We start from the raw sequence: 24,260 nt of genomic DNA on the forward strand, positions 1-24,260 counted from the left end.
CGGCCCCTTCTTCAGTTCAGATCAGAAACACGTCGCCCGCGTGCATGACATGGCGACCGCCCCCCGCCAAGCGCAGGATCAGAGCGCCATTGTCGTCGAGGCCGTCGAACAAGCCGTCGATGATGGTCCCGTCGCCGGTTCGCGCGGAAAGTGCGGTGCCCTTGGGATGCGCGCGTTCGATCCAGCGGGCGCGGACGGGAGCGAGGCCTTCGTTGCGCCAGCGGGACAGCCACCGCGCGAATATTTCGGCGAGGGTTTCGAGGAAAGGCTCGGGTGCTACGGTAACGCCATATGCGGCGAGGCAGGTGGTTGGGCGGTCGAGCGCCTCGGGATGATGCGCCAGATTGACGCCCATTCCGATCACCACCGCGTCGGCGGACCGCTCCAACAGGATGCCGGTCAGCTTGGCACCTTCGATGAGCAAGTCGTTCGGCCATTTGATCGAAAGCCTTCCCCCTCCCCCGTTCGTTTCGAGCGAAGTCGAGAAACGCTCTCGCGCTCCAAGTTCGCGTTTCTCGACTTCGCTCGAAACGAACGGGAGGGACAGGTCGGGCGCAAACACCCGCACGGTTTCGTCCAATGCCACCGCCGCGACCAGCGCCAGCGTCGCCGCCTGCGGATCGCCCGGCCGCAACCGCACCAGCGTCGATGCGTATAGATTGCCGAGCGGCGATTCCCACAACCGCCCCTGCCTGCCCCGACCCGCCGTCTGGCGGTCGGCGCGGAGCCAAAGACCCTCTGTCGCGCCTTGCTGCGCCAGCGCCATCACATCGGCGTTGGTCGATCCCGTCTCGGCGACGTGTCGCAAGTCCCTCAGAACAGCGCCTGCGCTGCGAACGCCGTCCATACGCCGAGCGGCGCAAGCAACGCCCATCCGATTGGCGACACCAGGATTGCCGATGCCGTAATCAGCCCGCCTTCGACCATCGGCGTCTTGCCTGCAAAAGGCGGGGCCGGATCGTCGAAATACATCACCTTGACGATCTTGATGTAATAGAAGGCGCCGATCACCGACGCGACTACGCCCGCAACCGCCAGCGGATAGAGACCGGCGTTCACCGCCGCGGTGAACACCGCCAGCTTCGCGTTGAAGCCGAGCAGCGGCGGGATGCCTGCCAGCGAGAACATGAAGATCGCCATCGCCAGCGCGAGGCCGGGCCGCGTGCGCGACATGCCCGCCATGCTGGCGATCGTCTCGACCGGCTGCCCGTCGGCCCCGCGCATCTGAAGCACGACGATGAAGCTGCCCAGCGTCATCACGACATAGACGACGAGGTAGAACAGCACCGCCGCGACGCCTTCGGCCGTTCCCGCCGCAAGGCCGATCAGCACGAAGCCGATATTGTTGATCGACGAATAGGCGAGCAGCCGCTTGATGCTGGTCTGTCCGATTGCGGCGACCGCGCCGAGGATGATCGAGGCAAGCGCGGCGAAGATCACGATCTGGCGCCATTCGATCAGCGCCGGACCCATTGCATCGACCGCGACCCGCACCGCGAGCGCGACCGCCGCGACCTTGGGCGCCGATGCAAAGAACGCGGTTACCGGGGTCGGTGCGCCCTCGTAGACGTCCGGCGTCCACATGTGGAACGGCACCGCCGAAATCTTGAAGGCGAGGCCCGCAAACACGAACACCAGCCCGAACAGCAGGCCCAGATTGCGCTCGTCCGACGCCGCTGCTTCGCCGTAAACGGCGGCGATGGTGCGGAAGTCGGTACTCGCGCTGAACCCGTAAACCAGGCTGATGCCGTAGAGCAGGATGCCGCTGGCGAGCGCGCCCAGCACGAAATATTTGAGGCCCGCTTCCGCCGAGCGATTGTCGCGGCGCATGAAACTGGCGAGCACATAGGCCGCAAGGCTTTGCAGTTCGAGGCCCATATAGAGCGTAATCAGGTCGCCCGCCGACACCATGATCCCCATGCCCGCGGCGGACAACAGGATCAGCACGGGATATTCGGGACGCAGATTCTCGCCGGACGTCTGCTGGAAGAATCGCGGCGCGATGACGATTGCCACCGCCGCGGCGACGAAGATCAACAGCTTGGCAAAGCCCGCAAACGCGTCGGCATTATAGAGGCCATCGAACGCGACGCCCCCGGTCGATGCCGGGCCGATCAGCGCGAGGCTCGCCCCTGCCAGCACGAAGACCGAGGTGATGCTGACCGCGCGGGTCGCGGCTGCACCGCCCCACACGCCGACGATCAGCAGCACCATCGCGCCGACCGACAGAATGATCTCGGGGAGAGTCATCGCAAGATTGGCAGACCAGCTCATCAATGCGCCTCCCCGTGCGCGGCTTGGGTATTTTGGGCGGCCTCGATCCGCTGCGCCTGTGCGGCAACGGCGTCGGCGCGCGCTTCGGTGGGACGCGAATCCCCGGCGGGCTTCGCACGATCGAGCCGTTCGACCAGTGTCGCGATGTCGGCGCGCATCGGCGCCATGAAGCTTTCCGGGTACACGCCCATCCACAGCACGACGGCGGCGATCGGCGCGAGCAGCCACAATTCGCGGCGGTTGAGGTCGGGCATCGCCTTCACATCGTCATGCACCAACTCGCCCATCGCCACACGGCGATAGAGATAGAGCATGTACGCCGCGCCCAGGATAACGCCGGTGCCGCAGATCAGCGCGACCCAGGTCGATACCTGATACGCGCCCATCAGGCTCAGCAATTCGCCGACAAAGCCGGACGTGCCCGGCAGGCCGATCGACGCCATCGTGAACAGCAGGAACAGCACCGCATATTTGGGCATGTTGCTCGACAACCCGCCGTAACGCGCGATTTCGCGGGTGTGGAGCCGGTCGTAGATCACGCCGACGCACAGGAAGAGCGCACCGGAGACGAGGCCGTGCGACAACATGACGATCATCGCGCCTTCCAGCCCCTGCTGGTTGAACGCGAACAGGCCGATGGTCACGATCGCCATGTGCGCGACCGACGAATAGGCGATCAGCTTCTTCATGTCCGACTGCACCAGCGCGACGAGGCTGGTATAGACCACCGCCACCGCCGACAGCGTGAACACCAGCCAGGTAAAGTCCGCCGACGCTTCGGGGAACATCGGCAGCGAGAAACGGATGAACCCGTAACCGCCGAGCTTCAGCAACACCCCCGCCAGGATGACCGAACCTGCGGTCGGCGCCTGGACGTGCGCGTCGGGAAGCCAGGTATGAACCGGCCACATCGGCACCTTGACCGCGAAGGACGCGAAGAAGGCGAGCCACAACCAGGTCTGGACGCCGGCCGGGAAATCATACTCCATCAGCGCCGGAATGCTCGTCGTCCCCGCCGTCACCGCGATGTAGATCATCGCGATCAGCATCAGCACCGAGCCGAGCAACGTGTAGAGGAAGAATTTGTAGCTGGCGTAAATCCGGTTCGCGCCGCCCCAGATGCCGATGATCAGGTACATCGGGATCAGCCCGGCTTCGAAGAACACGTAGAACAGCAACAGGTCCTGCGCCGCGAAGGTGCCGATCATCAGCACTTCGACGATCAGGAACAGCGCCATATATTCGGGCACGCGCTTCTGGATCGCGGTCCAGCTGGCGCCGATGCAGATCGGCATCAGGAACACGCTGAGCATGATGAGCAGCAACGCGATGCCGTCGATGCCGAGCGCCCAGGCGAACTGGCCGAAGATCGGCGCATATTCGGTGAACTGCCATTGCGGCGCCGATGCGGACAGGTCGAAATTTACCCACAGCAGCACGCCCAGCGCGAGGTTCACCAGCGTCGCGCCCAGCGCGATCCAGCGTGCGCGCTCTGCCCCCGAATAGAGACACGCCACCGCCGCCAGCGCGGGCACGGCGAGCATCACGGAAAGGATGGGGAAATCGTTCATTGCCGCATCAACCCGCAATGGCCCAGGTGACCGCGGCGGTCAGCCCGATCAGCATGACAAAGGCATAGCTATAGACATATCCAGATTGCAGACGGCCCGACAGGCGACTGGTCCACCCAACCAGCTTTGCCGATCCGTTCGGCCCGAACCGGTCGATCGTCCCCTCGTCACCCGCTTTCCAGAACAGGCGGCCAAAGGCGAAAGCGGGGCGCACGAACAGCTTGTGATACAGCTCGTCGAAATACCATTTGTTGAGCACGAAGCCGTAGAGCACGCGGAACGTGTCGGTGAACTTCGCGGGCGTCTCCGGCTTGCGGATATAGGCGTACCACGCGCCGAACAGGCCCAGCAGCATGACGATCGACGCGGACAGCTTCACCCACATCGGGACTTCATGCATCGCGACGGCAAGCGGGGCGTCGAAATAGAGGCTGCCCTTCCAGAATTCGGCACCGGCCAGCGGTTCGATGAAGAAATCCTTGAACGCGAAGCCTGCGAACACCGCGCCGACCGACAACAGGATCAGCGGTATCAGGATGGTCAGCGGGCTTTCATGCGGCTTGTAGCCACCGGTGCCGTCGCCGATCTCGTGCGCCGCCGCGTGATCCTCGTGCGGGGTCTGGCCCTTGTCCTCCTGCGCAGGCGGATTGTCCGCATGTGCGACCGCATGACCGTGGGTTTCGCCATGATGGCCATGACCATGCGCGTCGTGGATCGCGTGCTGGATATGCTCGGACTGCGCCCAGCGCGGCTTGCCCCAGAAGGTCAGGAACATCAGACGCCATGAATAGAAGCTGGTGAGCAACGCCGCGAGCACGCCGACCCAGAAGGCGCCATAGCCCTGCTGCCCGGCCGCCCAGGCGCTCTCAAGAATCGCATCCTTCGAATGGAAGCCCGCAAAGCCGAAGCCCAGCCAGTAGATGCCGACCCCTGTGATCGCGAGCGTGCCCGCCATCATGCCCCAGAAGGTGATCGGGATGTGCTTCCGCAGGCCGCCATAGAAACGCATGTCCTGTTCGTGGTGCATCGCGTGGATCACCGAACCCGCGCCCAGGAACAACAGCGCCTTGAAGAAAGCGTGCGTGAACAGGTGGAACATCGCCGCACCATACGCGCCGATGCCCGCCGCGAAGAACATGTAACCGAGCTGCGAGCAGGTCGAATAGGCGATCACCCGCTTGATGTCGGTTTGCGTCGTGCCGATGGTCGCCGCGAAGATGCAGGTCGCCGCCCCGATCGCGGTGACGACCGCCAGCGCATAGGGCGCGACTTCGAACATCGGCGACATGCGGCATACCAGGAACACGCCTGCGGTGACCATCGTCGCGGCATGGATCAGCGCCGACACCGGGGTCGGCCCTTCCATCGCGTCGGGCAACCAGGTGTGAAGGCCAAGCTGCGCCGACTTGCCCATCGCGCCGATGAACAGCAACAGGCACAGGATCGTCATCGTGTCGAGGCGCATCCCCAGAAAGCCGATCGTCGATCCGGCCATGCCGGGCGCGGCCTCGAGGATTTCGGGGATCGAGACGGTGCCGAACACCAGGAAGATGCCGAAGATGCCGAGCATGAAGGCCAGATCGCCGACGCGGTTGACCACGAACGCCTTGATCGCGGCGGCGTTCGCGCTCGGCTTCTTGAACCAGAAACCGATCAGCAGATAGCTGGCGAGGCCGACGCCTTCCCAACCGAAGAACATCTGAACCAGATTGTCGGCGGTCACCAGCATCAGCATCGCAAAGGTGAACAGCGACAGATAGGCGAAGAAGCGCGGCTGATCCGGGTCTTCCTCCATATAGCCCCAGCTATACAAATGAACGAGCGCGGAAACGCTGGTGATGACCACCAGCATGACTGCGGTCAGCGCGTCGACGCGCAGCGCCCAGTCGAACGACAGCGTGCCCGACTGAATCCACAACAGCACCGGCGCGACATAGGCGGTTTCGCTGCCGGTCATGAAGCCGATGAAGATCGGCCAGGACAGTGCGCACGACACGAACAGCGCGCCGGTCGTCAGCAGCTTTGGCAGCGTAGTCCCGAACGACTTGTTCGAAAACCCCGCGACGATCGCCGCGATCAGCGGCAGGAATACGATTAGCTGGATCACCGAATGATCACCCCTTCATCCGGTTGACATCATCGACCGCGATCGACCCGCGACCACGGAAATAGATGACGAGAATGGCAAGCCCGATCGCCGCTTCGCCTGCCGCGACGGTCAGCACGAGCATCGCAAACACCTGACCCACCATGTCGCCCAGATAGGCGGAAAAGGCGACCAGGTTCAGGTTCACCGCGAGCAGAATCAATTCGATCGCCATCAGGATGACGATCAAATTCTTGCGGTTGGCGAAGATGCCGAGCACGCCCAGCGTGAACAGGATCGCCGAGACGACCAGATAGTGGTTGAGACCGATCACGCGAACAGCACTCCCCCACCGTACGTTTCGAGCGAAGTCGAGAAACGTGCGCCAGGCATAGGTTTCTCGACTTCGCTCGAAACCAACGGGATTGGGGTGAATGGAATGATCACAGTTCGACCCCCTGCCCGACCGGCGGTTTGACGTTGCGCGTCGCGTCCATCGACCGGCGCGAAATCTGGTCGGAAATGTTCTGCTTGCGCACCCCGCCACGCTGGCGATGCGTCAGCACGATCGCGCCGACCATCGCGACCAGCAGGATCAGGCCCGCAACCTCGAACGCGTAGATGTAACGCGAGAAGAGCAGCCGCCCGAGCGCCTCGATATTCGGTACGGACGGGTCGATCGGTGCGATCCGGTTGGCCATGTCGATCGCGCCGGCCTGCCATGCGCCGACCGCGATGAACAACTCGGCGACGAGTGCCACCGCGAGCGCCAATCCGATCCAGAAATAGCGCACAAACCCGGCGCGCATCTGCGCAAAATCGATGTCGAGCATCATCACGACGAACAGGAACAGCACCGCGACCGCGCCGACATAAACGATAATCAGCAGCATCGCGATGAACTCGGCGCCGACCAGCAGCATCAGCCCCGCGGCGTTGAAGAACGCCAGGATCAGCCACAGCACCGAATGCACCGGATTGCGCGACGTCACCGTCATCGCACCCGACAGGATCGCGATGGCCGCGAACAGGTAAAAGGCGAAGGTCTGGATCACGTTATTCAGCGGCCCCTGCTGCTGCGTGAACAGGCTTCGACGAGCTCAGCCTGAGCGCGGTTTGGTCTTTGCGCTCACCCTGAGCTTGTCGAAGGGTGGTGGCGGTGGATTCGAATGGCATGCCGCTTACCGATACGGCGCATCGGCGGCAAGGTTCGCGGCGATGGCGCGTTCCCAGCGGTCGCCGTTCGCGAGCAATTTATCCTTGTGATAGATCAGCTCCTCGCGCGTTTCGGTGGCGAATTCGTAATTCGGCCCCTCGACGATGGCGTCCACCGGGCACGCTTCCTGACACAGCCCGCAATAGATGCACTTGGTCATGTCGATGTCGTAGCGCGTGGTGCGGCGGCTGCCGTCCTCGCGCGGTTCGGCTTCGATCGTGATCGCCAGCGCCGGACAAACCGCTTCGCACAATTTGCACGCGATGCAGCGTTCCTCGCCATTGGGATAGCGGCGCAGTGCGTGTTCGCCGCGGAACCGCGACGACACCGGGTTACGCTCGAACGGATAGTTGATCGTCGCCTTGGGCTTGAAGAAATAACGCAGTGTCAGCGCGTGCGCCTTCACGAATTCCCATAGGGTGAACGAACGGACGAGTTGGGCGACGTTCATGACTTACAGACCCACTCTCTGGAACATCAGCCAGCCTGAAATCAGGACGACGAAGATCAGCGACAGCGGCAGGAAAATCTTCCAGCCCAGACGCATCAACTGATCGTAACGGAAGCGCGGCACCGTCGCCTTCACCCAGCTGAAGATGAAGAAGAAGATGAAAATCTTGGCGAATAGCCAGATGATACCGGGCACGGCATAGAGCGGCGCCCAGTCGACCGGGGGCAGATATCCGCCCCAGAACAGCAGCGCGTTGAGCGTCGCCATCAGCAGCACGTTGGCATATTCGCCCAGCCAGAACAGTGCGAAGGCCATCGACGAATATTCGGTCTGATAGCCCGCGACGAGTTCGCTTTCCGCTTCGGTCAGATCGAACGGCGCGCGCGCGGTTTCCGCCAGCGCGCAAATCAGGAACACCACCGCCATCGGAAAGATCAGCGGATTGAAGCCGAAGCCATTGAGAAAGCCCAGCACATGACCCTGCTGCGCCGCGACGATCGCCGACAGGTTGAACGTCCCCGCCCACAGCACGACCGAGATGAGGACGAAGCCGATCGCCACTTCGTAGGACACCATCTGCGCGGCCGCACGCAGCGCCGAATAGAATGGGTATTTCGAGTTGGACGCCCAACCCGCCATGATGACGCCGTACACCCCGAGCGACGACGCCGCGAGGATGTAGAGCAGGCCGACATTGATATCCGCCAGCACTACGCCCGCATCGAACGGGATCACCGCCCATGCGATCAGCGCGATCGTGAAGGTGATGATCGGCGCGAGCAGGAACAGCCCCTTGTTCGCGGCGGTCGGGATGATGGTTTCCTGAAGGAAAACCTTCAGACCGTCCGCGAACGACTGGAGCAGGCCGAACGGTCCGACGACGTTGGGACCGCGACGCAGCGCCATCGACGCCCAGACCTTGCGATCGACATAGATGATCATCGCCACCGCCAGCATCAGCGGCAATGCGATCAGCAGGATACCCGCGACCGTCGCGACACCCCATGCCCATTCATAGGACATGCCCAAAGATTGGAAGAAAGCGGTCATGCCACCTTACTCGTCAAAGAGGCGTTGCCCATAACGGCAAGGTCAGCAGCGCAACGCATATCGATCCCAAAACAACAGTCAGCGTGATCCTCAACCAGCGTCGGTCCGATCCGGCCAGCGAGCGCAACAATTCTTGGATGACTTGATCCATAGACCATCACTCCGCCGCCTCCGCATAATCCTGGCCGTGGACCAGTTCCGCCGAACAGCGCTGCATCGTCGGCGACGCGCGACAGATGGCGTTGGTCAGGTAGAAGTCCGCGATCGGATAGGCGACCGAACCCGACGCATCACGGCCGAGCGCGGGCGGATTCCAATCGAAGCGCACCAGTCCTTCGGTCGCCAGCGCGGGCACCTCCGCAAACATCGCCGCGCGAAGCTGTTCGAAGCTGTCGAACGGCAGCGTGTGGCCCAGCTTTTCCGACAGCGCGCGCAGGATCGTCCAGTCCTCGCGCGCGTCACCGGGCGGGAACACCGCGCGGTCGCCGCGCTGCACGCGACCTTCGAGGTTGACGTAGGTGCCGGGCTTTTCGGCATAGCTCGCACCCGGCAGGATCACGTCGGCCGCGTGCGCGCCCTTGTCGCCGTGATGGCCGATGAACACCTTGAAGCTGTTCTCGAACTTCGCGAAATCGACCTCGTCCGCGCCCAGGAAGAACGCCAGCTTGGGTGCGGCAGCGGCGATATCGGCGATGCCACCCTTTTGCGCGTAGCCCAGCATCAGCCCGCCCATCCGGCTCGCTGCCATGTGCAAGACGTTGAAGCCGTTCCAGGCACTGCCATCTTTCAGCGTGCGGACCAGATTGAGCGATTTGGCGAGCGCCAGCGCCCCGCCATGTCCATTCTTCAACGCCGCGCCGCCGACGATCACCATCGGCCGCTCGGCCTTGTCGAACGCTTTGGCCGCCGCATCGGGCAGGTTGCCGAGCAGCGACAGGTCGTCGCCCAGCCATTCGACCGGATAGGTCAGGTCGGTTTCCGGCCCTACGCCAAACACCTTCGCGCCGCGCTTCACCGCCTTGCGGATGCGCGTGTTCACCAGCGGCGCTTCGTGACGGACGTTCGCCCCGACGATCAGGATCACGTCGGCGTCCTCGGTCCCGGCGATCGTCGTATTGAAATTGACCGCGCCCAGCGCGGTCGCGTCATAATCCATGCCGGTCTGCCGCCCTTCGAGCAGCGACGAGCCCATCGCGGTGACCAGCGCCTTGGCCGCGAACAAGGTTTCGCAATCGACAAGATCGCCGTGGATCGCCGCGACGCTCGACCCGGCCTGAACGGCGGCGATGGCATCGAACGCTTCGTCCCAGCTTGCGGGCACCAGCTTGCCGTCGCGCCGGACATAGGGCTTGTCGAGGCGACGGTGCGACAGGCCGTCGACCGCGTGGCGCGTCTTGTCGTGCGCCCATTCCTCGTTCACGTCCTCGTTGATCCGCGGCAGTGCGCGCAGCACCGCACGGCCCCGGCTGTCGAGGCGGATGTTGGTGCCGACCGCGTCCATCACGTCGATCGCGAGCGTCTTCTTCAGCTCCCACGGACGCGCTTCGAACGCATAGGGTTTCGAGGTCAACGCGCCGACCGGGCACAGATCGACGACGTTACCCGAAAGCTCCGACGTGACCGCCTTTTCCAGATATGACGTGATCTGCATGTTCTCGCCGCGATAGATCGCGCCGATTTCCTCGACCCCGGCGACTTCCTCGGCAAAGCGCACGCAGCGGGTACACTGGATGCAGCGGGTCATGACCGTCTTCACGATCGGACCCATATATTTCTCGGTCACCGCGCGCTTGTTCTCGGTGTAACGCGAATGGCCGCGACCATAGGCGACCGACTGGTCCTGCAAATCGCACTCGCCGCCCTGATCGCAGATCGGGCAATCGAGCGGATGGTTGATGAGCAGAAACTCCATCACCCCTTCGCGCGCGGCCTTCACCATCTGGCTGTCGGTGCGGATTTCCTGACCGTCCGCCGCCGGAAGCGCGCACGACGCCTGCGGCTTGGGCGGCCCCGGCTTCACCTCGACCAGACACATCCGACAATTGCCCGCGATGCTCAGGCGCTCATGGTAGCAGAAACGCGGGATCTCCTTGCCCGCAAGCTCGCACGCCTGCAGCACCGTGGCGCCTTGAGGGACTTCCAGTTCGATCCCGTCGACTTTGACCTTGGGCATTCAGACGTTCCTATGCACCAGCCGCGCGCGCGGCCAGCAAGGCTTCGGCAAGATGTCCGCGCAGCGTATCGCGATTGAAGCCCAGCCGCGCGCCCGTGGGCGTGCAGCCGGAAATGACCGGCATCAGCCGTTGCAGCGCCGTTTTTTCCGCGTCCGAACGCACATCGGCACGGATCAGCATGTCGGCGGCGACCGGATCGCGCGTCGCCGCGCACCGCGCCACGTCATGCGACACGAGCTGCGCGTTGCCGCTGCCGGTAAAGGGAATCGACGTATCCGCCGGGCGGTCAGCGGGCGACTCTGGCACGTCACGCAGATAAAGCTGGCGTGCGATCGCGGCGCGAAGCGCGGGTGTCTGCATCCGCAACTGGCTCCCGCCATTGGTGCGAAGACATCCGTCACGACCCGACGCCATCGCCTTCACGGCGTTTTCCGCTTCCTTGGTTTCAGGGCTGAGCGCGATCAGGCCACGCGCTTCGGCCGGATTTCCGTTTACGACGCATTTGGCGTAATCCTGCATCAACCGATCCGCATCGCCACGGTTTTGTGCGGTCGCCGGTGTCACAGAAAAAAGAGCGGCACCGACCAGCGCGCCCGAAATGCCGAGAACCATCATCATTCCGCTGCCTCCATCATCGGCGCGTTGCCGCTGCCATTACGCTCGGTAATCCGCCGCTCGATTTCGGGACGGAAATGGCGGATCAGGCCCTGGATCGGCCAGGCGGCCGCGTCTCCGAGCGCGCAGATGGTGTGGCCTTCGACCTGTTTGGTGACTTCGTAGAGCGTGTCGATTTCGCTCACATCGGCGTCGCCGGTGCGAAGCCGTTCCATCACGCGCCACATCCAACCAGTGCCTTCGCGGCACGGGGTGCACTGGCCACAGCTTTCATGCTTGTAGAAATAGCTGATACGGCTGATCGCGCGGACGATGTCGGTGGACTTGTCCATGACGATGATCGCCGCGGTCCCCAGGCCCGAGCCCAGCTCCTTCAGCCCGTCGAAATCCATCGGCGCGTCCATAATCTGCGCCGCGGGGACGAGCGGCACCGACGATCCGCCGGGGATTACGGCGAGCAAATTGTCCCACCCGCCGCGTATGCCGCCGCAATGTTTCTCGATCAGTTCGCGGAACGGGATGCTCATCGCTTCCTCGACCACGCAGGGCTTTTCGACATGGCCGCTGATCTGGAACAGCTTGGTCCCGACATTGTTCGGGCGGCCGATACCCGCGAACCACTCCGGCGAGCGACGCAGGATGGTCGGCACCACCGCGATCGATTCGACATTGTTCACCGTCGTCGGGCAGCCATAAAGGCCCGCGCCCGCCGGGAAAGGCGGCTTCAGGCGCGGCTGGCCCTTCTTGCCCTCCAGGCTTTCGAGCATCGCGGTTTCTTCGCCGCAGATATAGGCGCCCGCGCCGCGGTGACAGAACACGTCAAAATCATAGCCCGAACCACAGGCATTCTTGCCGATCAGCCCCTTGGCATAGGCTTCGGCGATCGCCGCGAACAGCACTTCGGCTTCGCGGATATATTCTCCGCGAATGTAAATATAGGCCGCCCGTGCCCGCATCGCGAAGCCCGCGACCAGCGCGCCTTCGATCAGCTTGTGCGGATCGTGGCGGATGATCTCGCGATCCTTGCAACTACCGGGTTCGGATTCGTCGGCGTTGATGACCAGAAAGTTCGGGCGGTCGGGACGCGGCTCCTTGGGCATGAAGCTCCACTTCATGCCGGTCGGAAAGCCCGCGCCGCCGCGACCGCGCAATCCGCTCGCCTTGATCCGGTCGATGATCGTGTCCTGCCCAATGTCGAGCAGCGATTTGGTATCGTCCCAATCGCCGCGCGCTTGCGCCGCGTCCAGGCTCCAAGGCTGGAACCCGTAGAGATTGGTGAAGATGCGGTCCTTGTCAGCGAGCGTCATTGCCGCCCCTTCCCGATCATTTTTTCAGCGATGAAATAGACGCCGACGGCAATCGCCACCGCGATCAAGATGCCGACCAGCTTCAATGCGCCGATGAACAATTCCAGCAACAGCCACAGCGCGATCACGCCAATGGCGATGGCAAGGAGGAGTGAGCCGAGCGCCTTCATGCCCCCTGCCCCCATTCGCCGCGATAATCGTGATTGGCATCCACCATTTCGCGCAAGGTCGTCGGCCCGCCCTCCGGCTCCGACGTATGACGGCCGTTCTGCGGACCGGGCTTCGGCGTCTCGCCCGCTGCCAGCGCGGTCAGGATCGCGGAGGTCTTGTCGTAATCCAGATCTTCGAAATTGTCGTCGTTGATCTGGACCATCGGCGCATTGGCGCAATTGCCCATGCACTCGACCTCGGTCAGCGTGAACAGGCCGTCGGGCGTGGTCTTGCCCTTTTGCAGGCCGTGGTTCTTGCACGCCGACAGCACATCGTCGGACCCGCGCAGCATGCACGGCGTCGTCCCGCACACCTGCACATGATAGCGGCCGACGGGCGCCAGATTGTACATGGTGTAGAAGGTCGCGACCTCGAACACGCGGATATAGGGCAGGCCCAGTTCGCGCGCGACGAACTCGATCACCGGGACCGGAAGCCAGCCCTGCGTATTCGTCTCCGCCCCCACCTGACGCTGGGCGAGGTCGAGCAGCGGCAGCGTCGCCGATTGCTGGCGACCCGGTGGATAGCGCGCGATGATTTCCTTCGCCTTTTCGGCGCTGGCGTCGTTCCAGGCAAACGCGCCCCAGCGCGCGCGGACTTCGGCTTCGTCGGGCATGTTGGGTGCGTCAGCCATTGGGGACTCGCTTCGCGCTGTTTCGCGCCAATAGACCTAGAATGATCATTAGGATGACACCGGCAACAGCGACGGAAAATCCAACAATTTGTAGTGTGTCACCCTGCTCGCCAAAGTCGAATAGCCATGCGCTAGACATCAGCATTCCAACTACAAAAGTGAGCCAAGCTGACCTCTGCTTAGTGAAATACTTCACCGGTCACATTCCCCGAAAACGATATCCATCGCGCCTAGAATAGCCGTGGTATCCGCCAGCATGTGGCCGCGCGACATGAAGTCCATCGCCTGCAAATGGCTGAACGCGGTCGGACGGATCTTGCAGCGATAGGGCTTGTTCGACCCGTCAGCGACGAGATACACGCCGAATTCACCCTTGGGGCTTTCGGTCGCGACATATACGTCGCCCGCGGGGACGTGATAGCCCTCGGTATAGAGTTTGAAGTGATGGATCAGCGCTTCCATCGACTGTTTCATCTCGCCGCGGCTCGGCGGCACCACCTTGCGGTCGAGCGAGGCGATCGGGCCTTCGGGCATTTCGGCCAGGCACTGCTTCATGATGCGGATCGACTGATAGACTTCCTCGACCCGGACCATGAACCGGTCGTAGCAATCGCCCTTGGTCCCGACCGGAATTTCGAAATCCATGCGGTCATATACGTCATAGGGCTGCGATTTGCGCAGATCCCACGGGATGCCCGCCGCGCGGATCATCGGACCCGAAAATCCCCAGGCAATGGCGTCGTCCCGGCTGACCACGGCGATATCGACGTTGCGCTGTTTGAAGATGCGGTTCTCGATGACCAGGCTCATCGCGTCGCCGAACAATTTGGGCAGCCGCGTATCGAGCCAGTCGCCGATATCGGCGAGCAGCTTCAGCGGCGCATCCTGATGGACGCCGCCGACGCGGAAATAGTTGGAGTGCATCCGCGCGCCCGACACGCGCTCGAAGAAGTTGAGGCAATCCTCGCGAATTTCGAACACCCACAGGTTCGGCGTCATCGCGCCGACGTCCATCATGTGCGCGCCCAGATTGAGCATATGGTTCGAAATGCGCGTCAGTTCGGCGAAGAACACGCGCAGATATTGCGCGCGGATCGGCACTTCCAAATCGAGCAGCTTTTCGACCGCCAGCACGAAGCTATGCTCCATACACAGCGGCGAGCAGTAATCGAGCCGGTCGAAATAGGGCAGAGCCTGTTGATAGGTCTTGTATTCGATCAGCTTCTCGGTGCCGCGGTGGAGCAGGCCGACATGCGGATCGATCCGGTCGATGATCTCGCCGTCCAGCTCCATCACCAGACGCAGAACGCCGTGCGCGGCGGGATGCTGCGGTCCGAAATTGATCGTATAGTTCTGGATCTCGACATCGCCGATGGTGGGATCGGCGGCGTCCGTGCGACCCTGCATTTCTTCGATCACGTCAGCCATTATGCTTCACCGTCCTTGGGCGCAGCCTTCTTCGGCGCGGCCTTGCGCTTTGCGGGCGCTTTCTTGGCATCCACCGGCGGCGCAGGCTCGTCCGCGGTGTCGGACACCGGTTTGGCCGATTTCGCGGTCGCGCGCTTCGCCGCGCTTGCCTTGGCCGCAGGCTTCTTCTTCGGTGCGGCCTTCGGCTTGTCCTCGGGCTGGTTGCCGGGGTCCGCCTCGCCCGCGCCGGTCTGCGCCGGGCTCTCGGTCGTCTTGGGCTTGTCGACATTGGCCTTGGCATCGAGCGTCGCGTCGGCTTTTACGATCTGATCGGCCTTGAGCGGCGTCGGCGCACCCTTGGCTTCAGGCGCGGCGGGTGCGGGAGCTGCGGCAGGCGCAGCCTTCTCGTCGCCCGGCAGCACATATTGCGCGCCTTCCCAGGGGCTCATGAAGTCAAACGTGCGGAAATCCTGCGCGAGTTGCACGGGCTCGTACACCACGCGCTTGGCCTCTTCCGAATAGCGCAGCTCGACATAGCCGGTAAGCGGAAAGTCCTTGCGCTGCGGATGGCCGCGAAACCCGTAATCGGTCAGAATGCGGCGCAAGTCGGGATTGCCGTCGAACAGCACCCCGTACATGTCGTAGATCTCACGCTCCAGCCAGCCCGCGACCGGCCAGATGCCCGTCACCGATGGCACGGCCTGCACTTCATCGGTGGAGACATGCACGCGGATGCGATGATTGCGCGTCAGCGAGAGCAGGCAATAGACGATCTCGAACCGCTCGGCGCGTTCCGGGTAATCGACGCCCGCCATTTCCATCAACTGCTGATATTCGAGGCCCGGCGTATCGCGCAGCGCGGTCAGTGCAGGCACGACATCGTCGCGGCTAACGACCAGCGCGACTTCGCCGACCGCATCGCGCGCATCGACCAGCATGGAGCCGAGCGCGGCGCGCGCTGCGTCGATCACGCCGTCATTGGCGGCATAGCGGGGGGCTGCGGTCCGCACGCTCATCGCTCGATCGTCCCCATACGGCGGATTTTCCGCTGCAACTGCATCACCCCATAGAGGAGCGCTTCCGCAGTCGGCGGACAGCCGGGGACATAGATGTCGATCGGCACGATCCGGTCGCATCCGCGCACGACGCTGTAGCTATAGTGGTAATAGCCACCGCCATTGGCGCACGATCCCATCGAGATGACGTATTTCGGCTCCGACATCTGGTCGTAGACGCGGCGCAGCGCCGGGGCCATCTTGTTGCACAGCGTCCCCGCGACGATCATCACGTCCGACTGGCGCGGGGATGCGCGCGGCGCGGCACCGAACCGCTCCATGTCGTAGCGCGGCATGTTGACGTGGATCATCTCGACCGCGCAGCAGGCGAGGCCGAACGTCATCCACCACAGCGAGCCCGTGCGCGCCCATTGGAACAGATCCTCGGTCGAGGTGACGAGGAAGCCCTTGTTGTCCAGCTCCCCGTTCAGGTCGTTGAAGAACGACGGATCGGGCTGGATGATGGGCGAGCCGGGTGCGGCAGGAGAAAGCTGGTTCATGACTTATTCCCAATCCAGCGCGCCGGATTTCCATTCATAGATGAAACCGACGGTCAGGATGCCGAGGAACACCATCATCGCGATCCACGCCGACCAGCCGAGGTCGAACACGCTGACCGCCCAGGGAAACAGGAACGCAGCTTCGAGGTCGAAGATGATGAACAGGATGGCGACGAGGTAGAAGCGGACGTCGAACTGGCTGCGCGACGATTCGAACGCGGGGAAGCCGCATTCATATTCGCTGAGCTTTTCCGGGAAGGGCTGATGCGCGCCGGTCAGTCGCGACACCAGCATCGGCAGCACGACGAACGCCACCGACAGCGCGAGCGCGATGCCCAGAAAGATCAGGATGGGCAGATATTGCGAAAGATCGACCAACTGGGTTCTCGCAAGGGTTCAAGGATTATGGCGGGCTTCTAGGCCCGTCGCCCCGGTGGGGCAAGGCCGGAAACCCGTGAGAATCGCTCGCAATTACTTGCCAATTCCTCCCCCATCGGGGGAGGGGGACCAGCGAAGCTGGTGGAGGGGGTTGGCCGCAAGCGCTACGCTGTGTGGCACCCCATCCGTCAGCACTTCGTGCTGCCACCTCCCCCAATGGGGGAGGAGTTTAGCGCAGCGCGTTGGCCACCAACTTGTGCAGCCGCGAATGCAGTTGGTCGTTCGCGGCAAGGAACTCACTGCGCTCCATCGCCCGGTCGCTCCCCCGGAAATCGGTAACAAACCCGCCCGCTTCGCGCACCAGCAGCATTCCGGCGGCAACGTCCCAGGGCTGCAAATCCGCTTCCCAGAACCCGTCATACCGCCCCGCCGCGACCCAGGCGAGATCGAGCGCCGCCGATCCGAACCGGCGAATGCCCGCCACTTCGGGCGCGACCGCGCCGAAAATGCGGCTCCACTGCGCGAAATTGCCGTGGCCCATATAAGGGATGCCGGTCGCGATAAGCGATTCGGTCAGGTCGCGGCGCGACGACACGCGCAGCCGCTGGTCCTGCAACCACGCGCCGCGGCCCTTCTCGGCCCAGAAGCTCTCGTCGGTCAGCGGCTGATAGATCATGCCGTGGGTGATTTCGGGCTTGCCCTGGCTCCCGCGCGGATCCTCGACCGCGACCGAAATCGCGATGTGCGGGATGCCGTGGAGGAAGTTCGACGTGCCGTCGAGCGGATCGATGATCCAGCGCGGCTTGTCGGGATCGCCCTCGATCGCGCCTCGCTCCTCGACTAGGAACCCCCAGTCGGGTCGTGCCTTGCGCAATTCCTCGATCAGCGTGTCTTCGGCGCGCCGGTCGGCCATCGACACGAAGTCGGCTGGCCCCTTGCGGCTGACCTGCAACTGCTGGACTTCGTTGAAATCGCGGCGCAGTCGCGGTGCCGCCTTGCGGACGGCGCGCTCCATGACGCTGATGAGGCCGGAATGGGATACCATATTCTTCTCCCCCCTCCCGCTGGCGGGAGGGGTCGGGGGAGGGCTTGTCGATCTGGGAGTGCGCTTGCCCTGCACGCCCTCCCCTTAGCCCCTCCCGCAAGCGGGAGGGGAACAGGTCACTCGGCTCTCTTGACGTACTCTTGCGCATACACGTCCACCACGATCCGCGTGCCGCTGGCGATGTGCGGCGGGACCATGATGCGGACGCCGTTGTCGAGGATTGCGGGCTTGTAGGACGACGATGCGGTCTGACCCTTCACCACCGCGTCGGCCTCGACGATGGTCGCTTCGATCATGTCGGGAAGCTGGACGTTGATCGCCTCTTCCTCATACATTTCCATCACAACATCCATGCCGTCCTGAAGGAAGGCGGCGGCGTCGCCCAGCAGGTCGCGCGGCAGGTTGATCTGGTCATAGCTGTCCTTGTCCATGAAGGTCAGCATGTCGCCGTCGGCGAACAGAAACTGGAAATCCTTGGTATCCAGCCGCACGCGCTCGACCGTTTCCGCCGAACGGAAGCGGACATTGTTCTTTCGCCCGTCGCGCAGGTTCTTCATCTCGACCTGCATGTACGCCCCGCCCTTGCCGGGCTGGGTGTGCTGAATCTTCACGGCGCGCCAGATGCCGCCTTCATATTCGATGATGTTGCCGGGACGAATGTCCACGCCGCTGATCTTCATGGATCGGACCTGTCTATGCGAAAGAGCGAGAAGGCGTGGCCTTTAGCGAGCCGCCGCCTGCCCGGCAAGCACCGGATGGGGATTGACCGGCGTCCCCTGCCACCAGCGTTCGCCGCGGCCCAGATGGGTGATCCCGAAATGAAGGTGGTCGTTGCCCGCCCCCGCATTGCCGGTATCACCGACATAGCCGATATGGTCGCCCGCCGACACGCGCTGTCCTTCGCGAAGCCCCGGCGCATAGGCGGCGAGGTGCGCGTAATAGAACATCCAGCGCGGATCGCTCGATCGCTGATAGATGGTGATCCCGCCCCCGCCATTGCTGTAATAGAGCTTTTCAATCCGCCCGTCCGCCGCGGCCAGCACGGGCGTGCCATTGGCGGCCATGATGTCCAGCCCGACATGCGCACGCGTTCCCCCGCCGCGTGGGTCGCCCCAGCTGTCATGGAGCTGGTCGCGCCGCACGCCAGCGACGGGGACGATCATCCCGCGAAGCGCGCCCGGCTCGGCGATAACAGTGCGCGTTTCCGCTTCCGCCTGCGCAAGCGTTTCGGGAAGCACCTCCAGATGCTGAACGTTGTCGGGCGCTTCCCAACGCACCGCGAGCAGGAACAGCACGAGCAGCGCCGTTATCAGCCCCAACCCGCCCCAGACGACGCGCATCCCCTACTCGGTGAAGATTGCGGGTGTGCCCGGCCCGACCATCATCGCAACACGCGCGGCGTCCCAGTTGGTCAGGCGGATACACCCGTTGCTTTCGGTGCGCCCGATCTGTTGCGGCTCGGGCGTGCCGTGGATGCCGTAATGTTCCTTGGACAGGTCGATCCACACCACGCCGACGGGATTGTTCGGCCCCGGCGGCACGACCGCCTTGGTCGCATCCGCAGCCGTTCCCGCGATCAGGTCGGGATCGAATCCCCAATCCGGGTTGAACGCGGTGCCCTTCACTTCCCAGGTGCCGATCGGCAATGGATAGGTCGAACTGCCCAGCGTGGCTGTGAACTGGCCGATCAACTGGTCCTGTTCGTCCCACAATTTCAGCGTGCCTTCGGCCTTGGAAATAGTGATTTTCGCCGCCTTGGGGCTGTTGCTGCCGACGTTGAGCGCGGCGGCAGTGCGCTGCCAGTCGGCATTCCAGTTGTCGGGATAGTTGCGCTCGGCGGGCAGCGCGTTGGGCAGCGTCAGCACCGCATTCGGGCCGAACGCCACATCGCGCCCGTTCATGGCGATCAGCACCTGCGGAGTCGTGTGGAACATCTCCGCCAGCTTTTCGAGCGGGGTGCGATAGGGCAGCCCATCGAGCTTCGCCTGTTCGTTGGGATCGTCGGGGATCGGATTGAGGAACGGCCCTTCGAAGATCGCCGGGCTCAGCCGCAGCGTTTTGGTCGGGCGCCAGCCGCGATACTGGTAAAGCTGGACCAGCGTATCCTGGTCGATCTCTCCGGTGATCTCCAGCCCGCGCGCCTCCTGAAACCCTTTGAGCGCATTGGTCAGGCTAAGTCCCTCGCGTCCATCGAGAATACCGGGTCCGAAGCCCAGCTTGTCGAGGATTACCTGAACATGGAGGATGTCGCGGCTGACCGGGATCTGCTCGGGCGCGGTCGAATTCGCCATTGCCACGTTCGCGGGCGCGTCCATCGCATTGTTCTGCGCGACCACCGGCACTGCAAGCACCGCCGCACACGCAGCTCCGACCAACCACTTACGCATCGACAAAACCCCTTTCGTCAGAACCTTTTGCGTTCAACGAAAGAGAGGCGGGTTGTTTCCCAAACAAAACGATCGCCGTGGAGATTCGGATCACAAAAAGGCACGAAGCAAGAAGAGTGGGTTCGCGCAACGCCGCAAAGAGGGCGATGAGCATTTCCGCGCAGCGGCTTTGTCATCCCGCCTGTCACGGCAGGCGTGGCTGACGGGAATGCCCTTTTTTGTTTTTTCTTTGCGCCTTCGCGCCTTTGTGCGAGTAAAAATTTTACTCAGGCCCTGACCCGCTCAGCAACGCATCGAACGCCTTGATCGCCGCGACCTCGTCGCCCCCCCAGATGCTTCCCGACACCGCGAGGAAATCCGCTCCCGCCGCCACCAGCGGCGCGGCGTTGTCAGGCGTGATCCCACCGATCGCAACGCAAGGGATTTCGAACAAGGCGCTCCACCACGACAGGATCACCGGATCGGGTCGATGCGCAGTTTCCTTGGTCGCAGTTGGGTAGAAGGCACCGAACGCGACATAATCGCAACCGCCCTCGCCCGCTTCCATCGCCAGATGGCGGCTGTCGTGACAGGTCACCCCGACTTGCGCCGATGGCCCCAGCACCGAGCGTGCCTCGCGCGGGTCGCCGTCGCCCTGCCCCAGATGGACGCCATCCGCGCCCAGGCGCTTGGCCAGCGAAATGCTGTCGTTGACGATGAACGCGACGTGGCGTTCGGCGCACACGCGCTGGAGCGGTTCGGCCAGCCGCGCGGCTTCATGCTGATCCACGCCCTTGACCCGGAACTGAAACGCCGCGACCGGCCCGGCATCCAGCGCCGCCGCCAGCCGGTCGGCGAACCCTCCGGTCACGTCGAGCGGAGAAATCAGATAGAGCTGGCACGCAGGGCGTCGGTCGTCGCGCACGAACTGGCCTGCGAAATCGGGATCAAGCGGGCCGAGCGGGTCTTCGTCGAGTGTCATTCCGGCCCCCTAGCGCAACCCTGCGACCGCGGCCAGCGTCGGGGCTCCTATCCCTCCGTGTGGGGGCATTGGCGTGAAATATATCGGCAGAGGTGGAAATGCCGGGCGGCGTCGTGCGCCGCCCGGTCCCTCTCCGACTCGCTCAAGCGGCGACCGTCTTTCGGGTCGAGGCCGCGTGGATTTCGTCGATCGCACCGCCCAGCGACGCGTCGAATTCGTCGTCGCTCATCGGCGCGCGCAGATCGGACAGCAAGGCTCGGCTGAAGCTCGCGATCATGCCGCGATTCTTCGCCAGTTCCGCACACGCCTCGGCGCGCGCGAAGCCGCCCGACAGCGCCACGACGCGCAACACGCGCGGGTGATCGACCAGCGCGTCGAACAAGCCGGCTTCCGCAGGGATCGACAGTTTCAGCATCACCCGGTCGTCGCCCGGCATCGCATCCAGCGCCTTCAGGATTTCGTCACGCAGGATCGCGTCGGCCTCGGCGCGTTCGGGCGATTTGATGTTCACTTCGGGCTCGATGATCGGAACCAGACCATGCGCCAGCACCTGGCGCGCGACCTCAAATTGCTGGGCAACGACGGCAGCAATGCCTTCGCGGTTCGCCAGATTGATGACCGAGCGTTCCTTGGTGCCGAATACGCCCAGCGATTTCGCACGGGTCAGCAGCGCGTCGAGTTCGGGCATCGGCTTCATCAACTGGACGCCGTTCGCCTCTTCCTCCAGCCCCTTGTCGATCTTGATGAACGGCACGACGCCCTTGTCGATCAGCGCCTGCGGCGTCGGCTTGCCGCCGACCTCGCCGTCCATCGTGCGTTCGAACAGGATCGCGCCGATCACCTTGTCCCCGGTGAAGCAATTGGCGTTGATGATCCGGCTACGCATCGCGTGGATCAGGCCGAACATCTCCTCGTCGCCATTCCATGCGCCTTCCTCGACGCCGTATCCTTTCAGGGCCTTGGGCGTCGATCCGCCCGACTGGTCGAGCGCCGCGATGAAGCCGTTGCCATCCGCGATCTTCGCCATCATGTCCGTGGTCTGCATCTCGTCCCTCACCATTTTTACAGCGCCAGCCATCGGCGAAGCGCCTGATCCACCTGTTCCATCGACGCAGCACTCGCCTGACCCAGCACCCGGACCACGCGGCTGCGGCGAAGCGTCTTGATCTTGTCCACCTGCGCTTCGCTCTCGACCGGAATGCCGGTGGCGTCCGACGGCGCGAACGGCACGCGGAACAGCGTCTCGCCGCCGGTCAGGCTGGTCATCGGGCAGAGCGTCACGCTGGCATGCGCTTCGTTGAACAAATCCGACTGGACGACCAGGAACGGGCGGCGCTTGTCGCTCAGCCCTTCCGGCCCCTCGACCAGCACGACCATGCCGCGATTTATCTCCATCGGCCGTCCGCCGCTTCGACGCGGTCGAAAAACGCCCAATCGGCTCCGTCGTCGCGCGCGGCGGCGCGTTCGGACTGACGGCGTGCCTCCGCGCGGAATGCCTCGTCGTGGAGATCGACATAGCGACGCACGGCATCGCGGGCGATGTCGCTCTTCGATCGCCCCTGCGACCGCGCGACATTCGCCAGCCGTTCTTCGAGTTCGGTATCGAGCCTGACGCCCAGCATGAGCCATCCGTTTAACGTGTTAAACGGCGCTCTAATGCGGTGTATCGATTCGGTCAAACCCAAAGAAAAACGGCGCCCGTCCGAGTAAACGAGCGCCGCTTGCATCGATTTATCGGGTCCTAAATTTCAGGCGGTCAGCGCCTTTACACCCGGCAGTTCGCGGCCTTCCATCCATTCGAGGAATGCGCCGCCTGCCGTTGAAATAAAGGTGAAATCGTCCGACACGCCCGCCTGATTGAGCGCGGCAACGGTATCGCCACCGCCCGCGACGGATACCAGCGACCCTTCCTTGGTCAGCGCTGCCGCCGTGCGGGCGAGCGCCACCGTCGCGGTGTCGAAGGGCGGGGTCTCGAACGCCCCCATCGGGCCGTTCCACACCAGCGTCCGGCAATTCTTGAGCACATCGGCCAGCGCCTCGGTCGCGGCGGGGCCGACATCGAGGATCATCTCATCAGCGGCCACTTCATGGACGTTGACGGTGCGGGTCGCCGGATTCGGTTTGAACTCGGTCGCGACGACCACGTCATAGGGGAGGTGCACGGTGCAGTTGGCGCGATCGGCGGCGTCGAGGATTTCTTCCGCCGTGCCCGTCAGGTCATGCTCGCACAGCGACTTGCCGACATCGACGCCGCGCGCCGCGAGGAAAGTGTTGGCCATGCCGCCGCCGATGATGAGGTGATCGACCTTGGCGACCATTGCCTTGAGCACATCGAGCTTGGTGGAGACCTTGGCGCCGCCAACGACGGCGGCAACCGGGTGCTCGGGATTGCCCAGCGCCTTGTCGAGCGCGTCGAGTTCGGCCTCCATCTGGCGACCGGCGAAAGCGGGGAGCTTGTGCGCAAGCCCCTCGGTCGATGCGTGCGCGCGATGCGCGGCGGAGAAGGCGTCGTTGACGAACAGATCGCCGAGCGATGCGAAGCGGTCGACCACGGCGGGGTCGTTCCTTTCCTCGCCACCGAAGAAGCGGGTGTTTTCAAGGAGGGCGATGTCGCCGGGCTGGAGCGTGGCAACCCCATCGGCTACGCCTTCCCAGTCGATATAACGCACTTCGCGACCGAGGACCGAGGCGAAGGGCTGCGTGATCTGCGCGGTCGAAAATTCCTTGGAAGGCACGCCTTTGGGCCGACCAAAATGCGCGAGGACGAGCACGATCGCGCCCTTATCGGAAAGCTCGCTGATTGTGGGAACGGCGGCTCGCAAGCGGGTGTCATCGCTGACCTTTCCGTCCGCCATCGGCACATTCAGGTCTTCGCGGACCAGCACGCGTTTGCCTTGAAGGTCGCCGATATCGTCAAGCGTCTTGAAACCGCGCGCCAT

At 63.6% G+C, this 24,260-nt stretch carries 27 protein-coding genes; all 27 read right to left on the reverse strand.

The features are described from left to right. Positions 1–16: 16 nt before the first annotated feature. Entirely contained in the window at positions 17–769 is a 753-nt protein-coding gene (locus ACX0GZ_RS01055; RefSeq protein ID WP_458813272.1) for a biotin--[acetyl-CoA-carboxylase] ligase, read from the reverse strand. Positions 770–813: 44 nt separating this feature from the next. Continuing rightward, complete coding sequence (gene nuoN, locus ACX0GZ_RS01060; protein ID WP_458812392.1) at positions 814–2,274, reverse strand: NADH-quinone oxidoreductase subunit NuoN; 1,461 nt, start codon at positions 2,272–2,274, stop codon at positions 814–816. Continuing rightward, a complete protein-coding gene (locus ACX0GZ_RS01065) occupies positions 2,274–3,845 on the reverse strand; it encodes an NADH-quinone oxidoreductase subunit M (protein WP_458812395.1) in 1,572 nt (523 codons plus the stop codon). The genes nuoN and ACX0GZ_RS01065 overlap by 1 nt, the downstream gene beginning before the upstream one ends. A 7-nt stretch (positions 3,846–3,852) precedes the next feature. Continuing rightward, positions 3,853–5,952: an NADH-quinone oxidoreductase subunit L gene (nuoL, locus tag ACX0GZ_RS01070; RefSeq protein WP_458812398.1), complete on the reverse strand. Its 2,100-nt coding sequence runs from the start codon at positions 5,950–5,952 to the stop codon at positions 3,853–3,855. Positions 5,953–5,959: 7 nt separating this feature from the next. After that, positions 5,960–6,265 carry an NADH-quinone oxidoreductase subunit NuoK gene (nuoK, locus tag ACX0GZ_RS01075; protein WP_458812401.1) on the reverse strand — a complete coding sequence of 102 codons (306 nt, stop codon included), beginning with the start codon at positions 6,263–6,265 and terminating at the stop codon, positions 5,960–5,962. Between the two features lie 109 nt (positions 6,266–6,374). Next, positions 6,375–6,986, reverse strand: a complete 612-nt coding sequence (locus tag ACX0GZ_RS01080) for an NADH-quinone oxidoreductase subunit J (protein ID WP_458812404.1) — start codon at positions 6,984–6,986, stop codon at positions 6,375–6,377. A 126-nt stretch (positions 6,987–7,112) separates the two neighbouring features. Next, entirely contained in the window at positions 7,113–7,598 is a 486-nt protein-coding gene (gene nuoI, locus ACX0GZ_RS01085) for an NADH-quinone oxidoreductase subunit NuoI (RefSeq protein WP_458812407.1), read from the reverse strand. 3 nt (positions 7,599–7,601) lie between these two features. Next, positions 7,602–8,648 (reverse strand): NADH-quinone oxidoreductase subunit NuoH, encoded by a 1,047-nt coding sequence (gene nuoH, locus ACX0GZ_RS01090; RefSeq protein ID WP_458812410.1) that lies wholly within the window; start codon positions 8,646–8,648, stop codon positions 7,602–7,604. Positions 8,649–8,805: 157 nt separating this feature from the next. Beyond that, positions 8,806–10,821: an NADH-quinone oxidoreductase subunit NuoG gene (gene nuoG / locus ACX0GZ_RS01095; protein ID WP_458812413.1), complete on the reverse strand. Its 2,016-nt coding sequence runs from the start codon at positions 10,819–10,821 to the stop codon at positions 8,806–8,808. Positions 10,822–10,831: 10 nt separating this feature from the next. Continuing rightward, a complete protein-coding gene (locus tag ACX0GZ_RS01100) occupies positions 10,832–11,440 on the reverse strand; it encodes a hypothetical protein (protein WP_458812416.1) in 609 nt (202 codons plus the stop codon). Next, positions 11,437–12,744: an NADH-quinone oxidoreductase subunit NuoF gene (nuoF, locus tag ACX0GZ_RS01105; protein WP_458812419.1), complete on the reverse strand. Its 1,308-nt coding sequence runs from the start codon at positions 12,742–12,744 to the stop codon at positions 11,437–11,439. Before nuoF ends, ACX0GZ_RS01100 begins: the two co-directional genes overlap by 4 nt. Next, complete coding sequence (locus ACX0GZ_RS01110; RefSeq protein ID WP_201296390.1) at positions 12,741–12,914, reverse strand: hypothetical protein; 174 nt, start codon at positions 12,912–12,914, stop codon at positions 12,741–12,743. Before ACX0GZ_RS01110 ends, nuoF begins: the two co-directional genes overlap by 4 nt. Then, positions 12,911–13,588, reverse strand: a complete 678-nt coding sequence (locus ACX0GZ_RS01115; RefSeq protein ID WP_458812423.1) for a complex I 24 kDa subunit family protein — start codon at positions 13,586–13,588, stop codon at positions 12,911–12,913. Before ACX0GZ_RS01115 ends, ACX0GZ_RS01110 begins: the two co-directional genes overlap by 4 nt. A 192-nt stretch (positions 13,589–13,780) precedes the next feature. Further along, a complete protein-coding gene (locus ACX0GZ_RS01120) occupies positions 13,781–14,995 on the reverse strand; it encodes an NADH-quinone oxidoreductase subunit D (protein ID WP_458813274.1) in 1,215 nt (404 codons plus the stop codon). A 20-nt stretch (positions 14,996–15,015) separates the two neighbouring features. Continuing rightward, positions 15,016–16,005 (reverse strand): NADH-quinone oxidoreductase subunit C, encoded by a 990-nt coding sequence (locus tag ACX0GZ_RS01125; RefSeq protein ID WP_458813276.1) that lies wholly within the window; start codon positions 16,003–16,005, stop codon positions 15,016–15,018. Positions 16,006–16,007: 2 nt separating this feature from the next. After that, entirely contained in the window at positions 16,008–16,550 is a 543-nt protein-coding gene (locus ACX0GZ_RS01130; protein WP_458812426.1) for a NuoB/complex I 20 kDa subunit family protein, read from the reverse strand. 3 nt (positions 16,551–16,553) lie between these two features. Next, on the reverse strand, positions 16,554–16,928 hold the full coding sequence (gene ndhC, locus ACX0GZ_RS01135) for an NADH-quinone oxidoreductase subunit A (protein WP_458812429.1): 375 nt from the start codon (positions 16,926–16,928) through the stop codon (positions 16,554–16,556). A gap of 229 nt (positions 16,929–17,157) precedes the next feature. Next, the gene (locus ACX0GZ_RS01140; protein WP_458812432.1) at positions 17,158–17,973 is read right to left on the reverse strand and encodes an inositol monophosphatase family protein; all 816 of its coding nucleotides are present in this window, start codon (positions 17,971–17,973) and stop codon (positions 17,158–17,160) included. A 116-nt stretch (positions 17,974–18,089) separates the two neighbouring features. Continuing rightward, positions 18,090–18,653 carry an elongation factor P gene (efp, locus tag ACX0GZ_RS01145; protein ID WP_458812434.1) on the reverse strand — a complete coding sequence of 188 codons (564 nt, stop codon included), beginning with the start codon at positions 18,651–18,653 and terminating at the stop codon, positions 18,090–18,092. Between the two features lie 42 nt (positions 18,654–18,695). Then, complete coding sequence (locus tag ACX0GZ_RS01150) at positions 18,696–19,313, reverse strand: M23 family metallopeptidase (RefSeq protein ID WP_458812437.1); 618 nt, start codon at positions 19,311–19,313, stop codon at positions 18,696–18,698. A gap of 3 nt (positions 19,314–19,316) precedes the next feature. Further along, positions 19,317–20,360, reverse strand: coding sequence for a L,D-transpeptidase family protein (locus tag ACX0GZ_RS01155; RefSeq protein WP_458812440.1), 1,044 nt, complete (start codon positions 20,358–20,360; stop codon positions 19,317–19,319). Next, positions 20,353–20,514 carry a hypothetical protein gene (locus ACX0GZ_RS01160; RefSeq protein WP_458812443.1) on the reverse strand — a complete coding sequence of 54 codons (162 nt, stop codon included), beginning with the start codon at positions 20,512–20,514 and terminating at the stop codon, positions 20,353–20,355. The genes ACX0GZ_RS01155 and ACX0GZ_RS01160 overlap by 8 nt, the downstream gene beginning before the upstream one ends. 108 nt (positions 20,515–20,622) lie before the next feature. Further along, complete coding sequence (gene thiE / locus ACX0GZ_RS01165) at positions 20,623–21,321, reverse strand: thiamine phosphate synthase (protein WP_458812446.1); 699 nt, start codon at positions 21,319–21,321, stop codon at positions 20,623–20,625. 142 nt (positions 21,322–21,463) lie between these two features. Continuing rightward, positions 21,464–22,366 (reverse strand): fructose bisphosphate aldolase, encoded by a 903-nt coding sequence (locus tag ACX0GZ_RS01170; RefSeq protein WP_458813278.1) that lies wholly within the window; start codon positions 22,364–22,366, stop codon positions 21,464–21,466. Between the two features lie 17 nt (positions 22,367–22,383). Beyond that, positions 22,384–22,716 (reverse strand): type II toxin-antitoxin system PemK/MazF family toxin, encoded by a 333-nt coding sequence (locus ACX0GZ_RS01175; RefSeq protein WP_458812449.1) that lies wholly within the window; start codon positions 22,714–22,716, stop codon positions 22,384–22,386. Then, complete coding sequence (locus ACX0GZ_RS01180) at positions 22,707–22,943, reverse strand: ribbon-helix-helix protein, CopG family (RefSeq protein ID WP_458812452.1); 237 nt, start codon at positions 22,941–22,943, stop codon at positions 22,707–22,709. The genes ACX0GZ_RS01175 and ACX0GZ_RS01180 overlap by 10 nt, the downstream gene beginning before the upstream one ends. A gap of 126 nt (positions 22,944–23,069) precedes the next feature. After that, complete coding sequence (locus ACX0GZ_RS01185) at positions 23,070–24,260, reverse strand: phosphoglycerate kinase (protein WP_458812455.1); 1,191 nt, start codon at positions 24,258–24,260, stop codon at positions 23,070–23,072.

This window comes from Sphingomonas aestuarii (assembly GCF_054457155.1).

Excerpts from the sequence above, each read along its gene's own strand:
- nuoN (WP_458812392.1), bottom strand. The coding sequence starts at position 2,274 with ATGAGCTGGTCTGCCAATCTTGCGATGACTCTCCCCGAGATCATTCTG.
- ACX0GZ_RS01065 (WP_458812395.1), bottom strand. The coding sequence starts at position 3,845 with ATGAACGATTTCCCCATCCTTTCCGTGATGCTCGCCGTGCCCGCGCTG.
- nuoI (WP_458812407.1), bottom strand. The coding sequence starts at position 7,598 with ATGAACGTCGCCCAACTCGTCCGTTCGTTCACCCTATGGGAATTCGTG.
- nuoH (WP_458812410.1), bottom strand. The coding sequence starts at position 8,648 with ATGACCGCTTTCTTCCAATCTTTGGGCATGTCCTATGAATGGGCATGG.
- nuoG (WP_458812413.1), bottom strand. The coding sequence starts at position 10,821 with ATGCCCAAGGTCAAAGTCGACGGGATCGAACTGGAAGTCCCTCAAGGC.
- ACX0GZ_RS01100 (WP_458812416.1), bottom strand. The coding sequence starts at position 11,440 with ATGATGATGGTTCTCGGCATTTCGGGCGCGCTGGTCGGTGCCGCTCTT.
- nuoF (WP_458812419.1), bottom strand. The coding sequence starts at position 12,744 with ATGACGCTCGCTGACAAGGACCGCATCTTCACCAATCTCTACGGGTTC.
- ACX0GZ_RS01110 (WP_201296390.1), bottom strand. The coding sequence starts at position 12,914 with ATGAAGGCGCTCGGCTCACTCCTCCTTGCCATCGCCATTGGCGTGATC.
- ACX0GZ_RS01115 (WP_458812423.1), bottom strand. The coding sequence starts at position 13,588 with ATGGCTGACGCACCCAACATGCCCGACGAAGCCGAAGTCCGCGCGCGC.
- ACX0GZ_RS01120 (WP_458813274.1), bottom strand. The coding sequence starts at position 14,995 with ATGCAGGGTCGCACGGACGCCGCCGATCCCACCATCGGCGATGTCGAG.
- ACX0GZ_RS01130 (WP_458812426.1), bottom strand. The coding sequence starts at position 16,550 with ATGAACCAGCTTTCTCCTGCCGCACCCGGCTCGCCCATCATCCAGCCC.
- ACX0GZ_RS01140 (WP_458812432.1), bottom strand. The coding sequence starts at position 17,973 with ATGGTATCCCATTCCGGCCTCATCAGCGTCATGGAGCGCGCCGTCCGC.
- efp (WP_458812434.1), bottom strand. The coding sequence starts at position 18,653 with ATGAAGATCAGCGGCGTGGACATTCGTCCCGGCAACATCATCGAATAT.
- ACX0GZ_RS01150 (WP_458812437.1), bottom strand. The coding sequence starts at position 19,313 with ATGCGCGTCGTCTGGGGCGGGTTGGGGCTGATAACGGCGCTGCTCGTG.
- ACX0GZ_RS01155 (WP_458812440.1), bottom strand. The coding sequence starts at position 20,360 with ATGCGTAAGTGGTTGGTCGGAGCTGCGTGTGCGGCGGTGCTTGCAGTG.
- ACX0GZ_RS01160 (WP_458812443.1), bottom strand. The coding sequence starts at position 20,514 with ATGCTCATCGCCCTCTTTGCGGCGTTGCGCGAACCCACTCTTCTTGCT.
- thiE (WP_458812446.1), bottom strand. The coding sequence starts at position 21,321 with ATGACACTCGACGAAGACCCGCTCGGCCCGCTTGATCCCGATTTCGCA.
- ACX0GZ_RS01170 (WP_458813278.1), bottom strand. The coding sequence starts at position 22,366 with ATGCAGACCACGGACATGATGGCGAAGATCGCGGATGGCAACGGCTTC.
- ACX0GZ_RS01175 (WP_458812449.1), bottom strand. The coding sequence starts at position 22,716 with ATGGAGATAAATCGCGGCATGGTCGTGCTGGTCGAGGGGCCGGAAGGG.
- ACX0GZ_RS01180 (WP_458812452.1), bottom strand. The coding sequence starts at position 22,943 with ATGCTGGGCGTCAGGCTCGATACCGAACTCGAAGAACGGCTGGCGAAT.
- ACX0GZ_RS01185 (WP_458812455.1), bottom strand. The coding sequence starts at position 24,260 with ATGGCGCGCGGTTTCAAGACGCTTGACGATATCGGCGACCTTCAAGGC.